Source organism: Sphingomonas sp., assembly GCF_035555815.1.
In the GTDB taxonomy this organism is placed as follows: domain Bacteria; phylum Pseudomonadota; class Alphaproteobacteria; order Sphingomonadales; family Sphingomonadaceae; genus Sphingomonas.
This window is the reverse complement of record NZ_DATMGG010000065.1, coordinates 1-10,637: the sequence shown is the minus strand read 5'-3', so window position 1 is coordinate 10,637 and position 10,637 is coordinate 1. Positions and strand designations below refer to the sequence as shown.

Below are 10,637 nucleotides of genomic sequence, written 5' to 3'. Positions count from 1 at the left end.
TCGGCGTCGATGGCCCGTTGCTGCCGGCGCTCAGCCTGCAGCCGTCGGCGCATGTCGATGGGCGCAGCAAGGCCGCCTACGCCCAGGTCCAGTACAAGCTGACCCCCGAACTGACCGCCACCGCCGGCTTCCGCTGGACGTGGGACCGGTTCGGCGGCGACATCCAGAGCTATCAGGATGCCGGCAGCTATCAGGTGTTCAACCAGCTCGCCGCGCTGGGCGTGATCACGCCAGCGCAGGCGGCGCAGGTCATCGGCCTCAATGCTGATCTTTGCGTCTACGACGCCTATCAGGCGGTCGCCGCCGGCGGGCTGCCGACGCTCAAATATCCCAACTGCACCAGCCCGACGTTCAACGGCGAAAGCAACGGGCCGACCTGGCAGCTTGGGCTCGACTGGAAGCCCGATTCGAACACGCTGCTCTACGCGGTCAGCCGGCGCGGCTATAAATCGGGCGCGACCAACCCGATCGTGTCGCTGTTCCTGGGGCAGCAGCACCCGCTGTTCCCGGTCCGGCCCGAACATGTCACCGACGCGGAGGTCGGGGTGAAGCGCGACTGGAACTTCGGCGGCATGCAGGCGCGGACCAACCTGTCCGCCTTCTACACCTGGTACAATGACATCCAGGTCATCCAGCGCGCGGCGATCGCCGGATCGGACATCCTGACCAACGCCCAGCGCGCCCGCGTGCTCGGCCTCGAATTCGAAGGCGCGCTGGTGCCGACACGCGGCCTGACGCTGAGCGTCTTCTATTCGTACAATTCGGCCAAGTACCTGGAATACAACACGATCGCGATCCCGGCGATCCCGCAGGCGCTGACCGCCGCGCAGCCGAGCGTTGACCTTGCCGGCACGCCGTTCTCGTTCGTGCCCAAGCACAAATACGGGCTGAACGCGCGCTATGCGCTGCCGCTGGCGTCGTCGCTGGGGGAGATCGCGGCGAACGCGGGGTGGACCTATCAGTCGAGCCAGCGCGTCACGCCCGAAGTCCAGCCGTTCGACACCATCGCGGGCTATGGCCTGCTCAACCTGCGCCTTGAATGGAACGGCGCGATGGGCCTGCCGGTCGATGCGGCGATCTTTGGCACCAACGTGCTCGACAAGGAATATCGCGTCACCGCCAACCCCAGCTACAACAACTCCGGGTTCATCAACTCGATCTACGGCGAGCCGGCGCAATACGGTCTGCAATTGCGCTATCGCTTCTGATGGCACGGCGGATGCGCCTGTCACGGCGTCGCTGGATCGTGGTCGCGGTGCTGGTGATCCTGGCCGGCGTCGCGGCGGCGGTCCTGGCGCGGCCGGAGCCCGGGCCGCCGCGTGCGCCGATCACCGCCGATCAGCGCGCGCTCGCCGCCATCGCGGCGCAGGCCGGTGCGACGGACATCGCCACCAATCGCCGGCCGGACGGCGGCATGACGCTGGCCGGCAAGCTGGCCGGCCGCCAGTTCGGCATCGCCGTGCCCGCCGACTGGAATGGTCAGGCGGTGCTGTTCGCCGGCGGCTATTCGATCCCCGGCACGCCGATTTCGATGGCGAGCGACCTGATCTTCAAGGACCCGTCGGGCGGTACGCTGACCAAGGCTTATGGCGAGGGGTTCGCGGTCGGGCAGAGCGTCTTCGACAAGTCGGCGGTCGCGGTGAAGAGCGGCGTGGAGAACACGCTGCGGCTGCGCGGCCTGTTGCAGCGCATGGGCGCGACGCGGTTCTTCGCGATCGGCGGATCGATGGGCGGCAACATCGTGCTCGGGCTGATCGAACGGCATCCCGCCGCCTTTGCGGGGGCGATCAGCGCGTGCGGCGTGACCGACAGCTGGCAGAGCGAGATCGGCAAGCTGACCGATCTGCGCGCGACCTATAATTATTACACCGCCGGCACGCGATATGCGCTGCCCGGCGACAAGGACATCGCGGCCAACGCGCTCGATCCGATCCCGCCGGCCGGGCTGGGCGCGATCCGTACGCCGTGGGTGTTCATGCAGGTCTCGCGCCTGTCGTCGCCGATCGCCAAACTGTTCAAGGCCGCGCGCGAGCGACCCGACGGTGACGAAGCCCGGATCGTGGCGCGCATCGCGTCGATCAACGGCGTGCCAGAGGACCCGGCATCGTTCATGTTCCCGATCATGACGGCAGCGGTCGGCATGGATGACATGCGCGCGACGTTCGGCGGCAACGTCTACGGCAACGACGCCAAAGTCTACGCCAGCCCGCTGCTCTCCGCCGCCGACGCGCGGGCGCTGAACGCGGGGATCCAGCGCATCCGTGCCGATGCCGCGGCACAGCCGTTCGCCAACGACTGGCACGCCAGCACGGGGCGGTTCGCCGTGCCGCTGGTCGTGGTCCACAATCGCCACGATTCGCTGGTGTTCCTCGATCAGGCGATCGCGCTGCGGGACAAGGCGCGCGCGGCGGGCAACATGGGCAACCTGCTCGTGCTGGTCGCCCCGTCGATGGTGCGGCCGATCCCCGGAACGGGGCTGGACGGTTATGCCCATTGCGGCTTCACCCCCGGCCAGGCCGGCAAGATCTGGACGATCGTGCGCGATTGGGTCGAAACCGGCCGGAAGCCGCAAGCGGAGAGGTTCTGAGATGGACGGCATCGACAGGCGACAGGCGCTCGGCGCGATTTCAGGCGCTTCGCTGGCGGCGGTATCGCCCGCGGTGGCGGGGGCGGCGCCAGCGAAGGCGGGCGGCTTCCTGTGGGGCGCGGCGACGGCGGGGCATCAGATCGAGGGTAACAACGTCAACGCCGACGTATGGCTGCTCGAACAGTTGAAGCCGACGCTGTTCGCGGAGCCCTCCGGCGACGCCTGCGACAGCCTCCACCGCTGGCGGGAGGATATCGCCCTGGCGCGGGCGCTGAGCTTCAACTGCTACCGGTTCTCGGTCGAATGGCCGCGCATCGAGCCGGCCGAGGGCCAGTTCAGCCGCGCCAATCTCGATCATTACGCGCGCATCGTCGACCATTGCCGTGAGGCGGGGCTGGCGCCGGTGGTCACCTTCAACCACTTCACCGCACCGCGCTGGTTCGCCGCGCGCGGCGGGTGGGAGGCGCCGGATTCGCCCGCGTTGTTCGCCCGCTATTGCGACCGGGTGGCGCGCGCGATGGCAGGCGGGATCAGCCATGCGGTGACCTTCAACGAACCCAATCTGTCGATCACCGGCCCGTGGTCACGGTTCCAGCCCGATGCGAAGGCGCGCGCGGCGATGGCCGGGCTGATGGCGGCGGCGGCGCACGCCAGCGGATCGGATCGCTTCTCCCTGCTCAATGGCGGCGATCCCACGCCGATGATCGCCAACGTGCAGCACGCCCACCGGCTGGGCCGCGCCGCGATCAAGGCGGTGCGCGGCGACCTGCCGGTCGGATTGAGCCTGGCCATTTCCGACGATGTCGCCGTCGGCGACGACAGCCTGGTCGCGGCCAAGCGCCGGGCGTCCTATGAGCCGTTCTTCGAGGCGGGGCGCGATGATGAGTTCGTCGGTGTGCAGACCTATGAGCGCAGCTACATCGGCCGCGACGGCCCGGTCGATCCGCCGCCCGGCGGCGCGCGCCGCGCCGATGGCAAGCCGTTCGAGCCGGAAGCGATCGCCGGCGCCGTCCGCTACGCCCACCGGGCGACCGGCAAGCCGATCCTGGTCACCGAGAACGGGATCGAGACCAATGACGATGCCGAGCGGGCGCGGTTCATCCCCGCCGCCGTCGCCGCGCTGGACGGCGCGCGGCGCGAAGGCGTGCCGGTGATCGGCTATATCCACTGGTCGCTGCTCGACAATTTCGAATGGTTCGCGGGCTATGCGCCGAAATTCGGGCTGGTCGCGGTCGATCGCGCGACCTTTGCGCGGACGCCCAAGCCCTCGGCGCGGCTGTACGCGCAGCTGATCCGGGGCCGGTCGTGATCGGGGCGCTGCTGCTGCTCGCCGCGCAGGTCGCGGGCGCGCCCTTGCCCGAGGGGCTGAGCGCGGAGGCCCGCGCCGGCCTGGCCGCCGATGCCGCGCGGCCGAAGACGGCCAGGACGATGGATGAGCGCCGCGCGGCGTCCGAGGCGATCCAGCAGGACATCGGCCAGCGCCAGCTCCGCCGCTATGGCGTGACCATGGCCGAGGGCCGGGTCGCCGGGGTGCCGGTGCGCATCTTCACGCCGCGCGGCGCGCGCCGCGACGGGCCGGTGCTGCTCAACCTGCACGGCGGCGGCTTCGTCGTCGATTCGGGATCGATCACGGAGAATGTGCCGGTCGCCGCGCTGACCGGGTACAAGGTGATCGCGGTGCGGTATCGGCTGGTGCCCGAAGCGCCGTTCCCCGCGGCGCTGGACGATGCGCTGGCGGTCTATCGTGCGCTGGCCCGGACGACGCCGCCGCGCCGGATCGGCGTCTACGGCACCTCGGCCGGGGCGATCCTGACCGCGCAGCTCACCGCGCGATTGCGGCGCGATCGGCTGGCGTTGCCCGGCGCGATCGGCATCTTCTCCGGCAGCGGCGACCTGTCGCAGCCGGGCGATTCGGCGGAGATGATGGCGGGTACCGCTCCGCTGCGTGCGGTGGCGCAGGCCTATGCCGGCACGCGCGCGCTGGACGATCCGGCGCTGTCGCCCGCGCGCGGGCCGCTGGAAGGGTGGCCGCCGACGCTATGCGTGGCCAGCAGCCGCGACTATCTGCTCAGCGCCACCGCCACGCTGTGCCGCAAGCTCGACGCCGGCGGATCGCCCGCGCGCTTCGTCATGTTCGATGGCCTGCCGCACGCCTTCTGGAGCTATATCGAGGCGCCGGAAAGCGACGAGGCGTTCGCGGTCATGGCGCGCTTTCTCAAAACCACGCTGACGGACACCAGGCCATGATCATGCGACTTTGCGGCGCGCTGGCGCTCGCGCTTGCCATCACCCCCGCGCCGGGGACGGCGCAGGACGGCATCGTCCAGGTGCCCGCCTTCGCGCTGCCGCCATCGAACCAGCTGAGCGACGAGGCCAAGGCGGTGCTGCTGCGGATGAAGGCGGAATCCGCGCCGGACCTGGGCGGCGACGTCGCCCGCCAGCGCGCCTTCTATCAGGACTGGAACGACCGCCGCCTGGCCGAGATGCGCCGCGCCTTCGCCACCAGCGAGCGACACGCGACGATGGGGGGCGTCGGGGTCGATATCGTCACGCCACGCGCGGGCGTGAGCGCGCGCCATCGCGGCCGGGTGCTGATCAACGTGCATGGCGGCGCCTTCATGTGGGGCGCGGGCAGCGGCGCGCTGGTCGAAGCGATCCCGATCGCCGCGACGATGGGGATCAAGGTCGTCACCGTCGACTATCGGCTGACCCCGGAACACCGCTATCCGGCGGCGTCGGAGGATGTGACCGCGGTCTATCGCGAACTGCTCAAGACGTACCCGGCGCAAAACATCGGCATCTACGGCTGTTCGGCCGGCGGCGTGATCACCGCGCAGTCGGTGGCGTGGATCGGCAAGCAGGGCCTGCCGCGCCCCGGCGCGATCGGCACCTTCTGCGGCACGGCGGCGGCCTATAGCGGCGACAGCCCGATCCTGGCCGGCCCGATCGCCGGTCAACCGCCGTTGCCGGTCACCGTGCTGCCGCCGATAATCCCGTCGCCCTATCTCGCCGACGTCGCGATCAGCGATCCTCTGGCGTATCCGCTGGTATCAGACGCTCAGATCAAGGCGTTCCCGCCCACGCTGCTGCTTGCCGGCGGCCGCGATTTCGCGGTCAGCGCGCTGACGCTTGCCCACCGCCGGCTTCGCGCCGCCGGGATCGACAGCGAATTGTTCGTGTTCGACGGCCTGCCGCATGCGTTCTTCATGTGGCCCGACATGCCCGAATCGGTCGAGGCCTATGCCACGATCGCGCGCTTCTTCGACGCGCATCTCGGCACCGAATCTCGCGGGCGCGCGCGTTGAACCGTTGGCGCGTCCTGATCGTGCTGGCGCTGACTTATGCGCTGCTCGGCATCCTGATGAACAGCGTCGGCACGGTCATCCTGCAATCGATCCGCCATCTCGGCGCGAGCAAGACGATGGGTTCGACGCTGGAGGCGTGCAAGGATCTGTCGGTCGTCGCCGCGTCGTTCCTGCTGGCGTTGCGGATTCCGCGCTTCGGCTATCGCCGCGCGCTGGGCGGGGTGATGGCGGCGATCGCGCTAGTGTGCCTGGCAGTGTCGTTCGCCGGTGATTTCATCGCCATGCAGCTGTTGTTCGTGGCGACCGGGCTGTGCTTCGGCATCGCCAAGATCGCCACCTATGGCACGATCGGGCTGCTCGCCCGCGACCCCGCCGACCACGCCAGCGTCACCGGCATCGTCGAGGGCGTGTTCATGGTCGGGCTTCTGGTCGGCGTGTGGCTGTTCGGCGGCTTCATTGCCGCTGACGCCACCGGCGCGGGGTGGCTGCGCATCTATTGGCTGATCGGCGCGCTGGCCGGCTTGCTCGCGCTTGCCTGGTGGGCGGTGCCGTTCGATGAAACCGGATCGGTCGCGGGCGACGACGCGGCGCCCGGCGGGATCGGCGCGATGCTGGCGCTGGCGGCGCTGCCGGCGACGGTGGCGTTCCTGATCGGCATCTTCTGCTATGTCCTGGTCGAGCAGAGCGTCGGCACCTGGCTGCCGACCTTCAACAACGAAGTGCTCCACCTGCCGGCGGCGATGAGCGTCCAGATGTCGAGCATCTATGTCGGGGCGATCGCGATCGGCCGGCTGGGTTCGGGCGTGATCCTGCGCCAGGTCGGCTGGCTGCCGGTGCTGCTCGCCTGCCTGGGCGGCATCGCGCTGCTGATCGTGGCGACGCTTCCCGCCGCGCGCGGCGTGACGCTGCGCGCCGATATCGGCTGGGCCAACGCGCCGGCGGCGGCGTATCTGTTCCCGCTGCTGGGCGTGTTCATGGCCCCGATCTACCCGACCCTCTGCTCGGTGACGCTGAGCGCGCTGCCGCGTCACCGCCATGCGGCGATGATGGGCCTGATCGTGATCTTCTCCGCGCTGGGCGGGACGCTGGGATCGTTGATCACCGGCCTGTTGTTCCAGCACGTCTCGGGCCAGTTCGCCTTCTATTTCGCGCTGCTGCCGCTGGCGCTGATCGCGGCGATGCTCCCCCGCATCCGCGGTGGGCTGGATCGGGAGGCGAGGGCATGACCCCGCGTCCGCCTTCCCTGCTGTTGGGCGCGCTGTTCAACGAGGTCCAGGAACGGCGGCTGTTCGCTGATTCCAAGACCTTCGCCGATGCCGTGCCGTGCCGCGCCCCGGACGCGATCGTCGCCGACTGGCAGGCGCGCGCGCCGCTCGACGATGCCGCGCTGCGCGCCTTTGTCGCGGACAATTTCGACCTGCCGCCGCGGATCGATGCGGCGCCGGTGGACCGGGGGCCGCTGGTCGAGCACATCGCCGCGCTGTGGCCGCAACTGACGCGCGAGACGCCGGCCGTGCCGCCGCACGCTTCGGCCCTGCCGCTGCCGCTGCGCTATGTCGTGCCGGGCGGGCGGTTCCGCGAACTCTACTACTGGGACAGCTATTTCACGATGCTGGGGCTGGCGCGGTCGGGCCGGCAGGACCTGGTCGAGGACATGATCGTCAATTTCGGCAGCCTGATCGATCGCTACGGCCACATCCCCAACGGCACGCGCAGCTACTATCTGTCGCGCTCGCATCCGCCGTTCTTCTATCTGATGGCGGCGCTGTCGCGCGACGGATCGGAAGCGGCGCGGCGGCGCCGGCTTGGCTGGATGCGCGCCGAACACGCCTTCTGGATGGCGGGTGAGGAGCGGCTGGCGGCGCCGGGCGCGCACCGCCGCGTCGTGCGGCTGGCCGACGGCGCGCTGCTCAACCGTTACTGGGACGACCGCGCGGCGCCGCGCGACGAATCCTGGGCGGAGGACGTCGCGCTCGCCGCCGATGCGCCCGGCCGCGTCGCCGAGGATCTGTGGCGCGATCTGCGCGCCGCAGCCGAGAGCGGGTGGGACTTCAGCTCGCGCTGGCTGGGCGATGGTCGCCACCTGCGCTCGATCCGCACCACCCGGATCGTGCCGGTCGATCTCAACAGCCTGCTCTATGGGCTGGAGACGGCGGTGGCCGAACAGGCCGACGCTCTGGGCGAAGCGCCGATCACCGCCGATTTCCGTCGCCGCGCGGCCGATCGCGCCGCGGCGATCGAACGCCACCTGTGGCATTCCGGGCGATGCCACTACGCCGATCATGACCTGGATACCGGCGCGGCGGCCGAGCGCCCCACTGTCGCGATGATCTTTCCGCTGTTCGCCGGCATCGCCGCGCCGGATCGTGCCGCGCAGACCGTCACCGCGCTTGGCGCGCTGATCGCGCCGTGGGGCCTGGCCGCGACCGCGATCGACACCGGGCAGCAATGGGATGCGCCCAACGGCTGGGCGCCGCTGCAATGGGTCGCGGTGGCGGGGCTGCGGCGCTACGGGCACGGCGAGATGGCCGACGATATCGCCGATCGCTGGCTTGGCGCGGTCACCCGCCACTATCGCGCGACCGGCCAGCTTCTCGAGAAATATGACGTCGAACGCGGTCAGGCCGGCGGCGGCGGCGAATATGCCGTCGAACACGGCTTCGGCTGGACCAACGGCGTCGTGCTGGAAATGCTCGCTACCCGCCGGTCGTCGCCGGTGGCGGCATGACGATCCCGCCGCCCTCGTTCCTGGAAGGAGACCATCGATGATCCGTCCCGCATTCCGCCTGACGACGGCGGTGCTGCTCGCCTGCTCGGCCCCCGGGGTGGCGCGGGCCGATGACCGGCCGGCGGCTGCCGCCCGCGCCGGTGACGAGGCGCTCGCGGCGAAGGCCCGCGCGCTCGGCGCAAGCGACGTCACGACGAAGCCCGCGCCGGACGGCGGGCTGATCATCGGCGGCAAGCTGGGCGGGGCGCAGTTCGCGCTGGCGATCCCGGCGCGGTGGAACCACGAGGGGCTGCTCTACGCCCACGGCTATTCCACCCCCGGCACCCCCGTGGCGGTGAGCGACGATCCGGTCACCAAGGCGCCCGGCGGCGGCGTCTTCGTGCAGGCCTATGCGCAGGGCTTCGCCGTCGGCCACAGCGCCTATGACAAGGCGGGCCTCGGCGTGGAGACCGGGGCTAAAAATACCGTGCGGCTGCGCGATTTCCTCACCCGGCTGGGCGCGAACCGCACCTACGTGATGGGCGATTCGATGGGCGGCAGCATCGTCGTGACGCTGCTCGATCGCTATCCCAAGGCTTTCGCCGGCGGCTATGCCCGGTGCGGCCTGGTCGCCGATTGGCAGACGCTGTTCACCCAGCTGATCGACATGCGGCTGGCGTATAATTTCCTCACCGCAGGCACTCCATACGCGCTGCCTGGTGTGCAGGACGTGCGGCACAACGCCCTGCCGACCGATCCGCCGTCCGCCGACACCGCCCAGGCGTGGCTGTTCGGGCAGATCACCAGGATCGCTACGCCGGTGCTCGCGCTGTGGACCGCCGCGCAGAAGGACCCGGATGGCCGCGAAGCGCGCATCGTCTCGCAGGTCGCTGCGATCGGCGGCTTCGATCGCGATGCCGCGTCGATCGCGTACCCGCTGGTCACCGCTGCGCTCGGCGCCGATGACATGGCGGCGACGGCGGGTGGACAGGTCTATGGCAATATCGGCAAGGTCTATGCGTCGCCGACGATGACCGCCGACGAAGCCGCCGCGCTCAACGCCGGCATCCAGCGCATCGCCGCTACGCCCGCCGCGCAAGCCTATCTGCGGCAATGGCACAAGGCGACCGGGCGGCTGCGCGTCCCGCTGGTCACGCTGCACAACACGATCGATTCGCTCGTCCCCTATGCGCAGGAAGCGGCGCTGGCCGAGGTGGTGGCGCGGGCAAAGCGGTCGCGCAACCTGGCCCAATATGGCGTCGCGCCGGTACGCGCGCCGCTGCCGGTGGGTGGGATCGAGGGCTATACCCATTGCGGTTTTAACGAAGCGCAGTCGGTGGGCGGATGGAACGCGCTGCGCCGTTGGGTGGAAACCGGCCAGCGCCCGGCTGCGGACGCGGTCAGGTAAAGGCGACACCCGTTTGCCACGCCGGTCGGCTTTTCGACCGGGCGCCTGCAATGTGATGTTGTAACTTTGCACGAAACGGCCTAAATGGCCGGACGATGTCGATGACGTTGCGTTCCTCGTGGCTGCTGGGGCTCGATCGCTGGGCGATCTGGCTGAGCGGGCTGTGCCTGGTCCATTGCCTGGCGTCCGCCGTGCTGCTCGCGCTGGCGTCGGCGGCGGGCGGGCTGCTGCTCGCGCCGTGGATCCATGAGGTCGGGCTGACGCTGGCGATCGCGATGGGCGCGCTGGCGCTGGGGCGCGGCATGTGGACCCACGGCTATATGATGCCGTCGGCGATTGGCGCGCTGGGCATCGGGGTGATGGCCGGGGCGATCACGCTGCCGCACGACGGCAGCGGCGGAGAGACGTTCTACACGCTGGTCGGCGTCGGGCTGCTCGCGCTGGGCCACGACCTCAATCGCCGCGCGGTGATCTGAAGCGGCGGGCGCGCTTGTCGCGCACCGCTTGCCAGCCTACATTCATGCCATGTCCGGGCATCATCATCACCAGGAGCCGCATGGCGCGGAGCTGACCCGCGCGGCGCAGGTCGCGCTCACCAAGGCGGGCGAGCAGTGGACGTCGATGCGATCG

General features: G+C 70.0%; 9 protein-coding genes. All 9 read left to right on the top strand.

The genetic code is table 11. The features are described from left to right. Positions 1–1,208, top strand: a 1,208-nt coding sequence (locus tag VNR91_RS03665; RefSeq protein WP_325489434.1) for a TonB-dependent receptor domain-containing protein, incomplete at its 5' end; no start/stop codon positions are given. Further along, positions 1,208–2,587: a hypothetical protein gene (locus VNR91_RS03660; RefSeq protein ID WP_325489433.1), complete on the top strand. Its 1,380-nt coding sequence runs from the start codon at positions 1,208–1,210 to the stop codon at positions 2,585–2,587. The genes VNR91_RS03665 and VNR91_RS03660, both read left to right, overlap by 1 nt. Before the next feature lies 1 nt (position 2,588). Continuing rightward, positions 2,589–3,896 carry a glycoside hydrolase family 1 protein gene (locus VNR91_RS03655; protein ID WP_325489432.1) on the top strand — a complete coding sequence of 436 codons (1,308 nt, stop codon included), beginning with the start codon at positions 2,589–2,591 and terminating at the stop codon, positions 3,894–3,896. Then, positions 3,893–4,834, top strand: a complete 942-nt coding sequence (locus tag VNR91_RS03650) for an alpha/beta hydrolase (protein WP_325489431.1) — start codon at positions 3,893–3,895, stop codon at positions 4,832–4,834. The genes VNR91_RS03655 and VNR91_RS03650 overlap by 4 nt, the downstream gene beginning before the upstream one ends. Beyond that, complete coding sequence (locus VNR91_RS03645; RefSeq protein ID WP_325489430.1) at positions 4,831–5,892, top strand: alpha/beta hydrolase; 1,062 nt, start codon at positions 4,831–4,833, stop codon at positions 5,890–5,892. Before VNR91_RS03650 ends, VNR91_RS03645 begins: the two co-directional genes overlap by 4 nt. Then, positions 5,889–7,118: an MFS transporter gene (locus tag VNR91_RS03640; RefSeq protein WP_325489429.1), complete on the top strand. Its 1,230-nt coding sequence runs from the start codon at positions 5,889–5,891 to the stop codon at positions 7,116–7,118. The genes VNR91_RS03645 and VNR91_RS03640 overlap by 4 nt, the downstream gene beginning before the upstream one ends. Further along, entirely contained in the window at positions 7,115–8,620 is a 1,506-nt protein-coding gene (gene treA, locus VNR91_RS03635) for an alpha,alpha-trehalase TreA (protein ID WP_325489428.1), read from the top strand. Before VNR91_RS03640 ends, treA begins: the two co-directional genes overlap by 4 nt. Positions 8,621–8,657: 37 nt before the next feature. Continuing rightward, on the top strand, positions 8,658–10,007 hold the full coding sequence (locus tag VNR91_RS03630; RefSeq protein ID WP_325489427.1) for a hypothetical protein: 1,350 nt from the start codon (positions 8,658–8,660) through the stop codon (positions 10,005–10,007). A 95-nt stretch (positions 10,008–10,102) separates the two neighbouring features. Beyond that, positions 10,103–10,483, top strand: a complete 381-nt coding sequence (locus VNR91_RS03625; protein WP_325489426.1) for a MerC domain-containing protein — start codon at positions 10,103–10,105, stop codon at positions 10,481–10,483. Positions 10,484–10,637 lie beyond the last annotated feature (154 nt).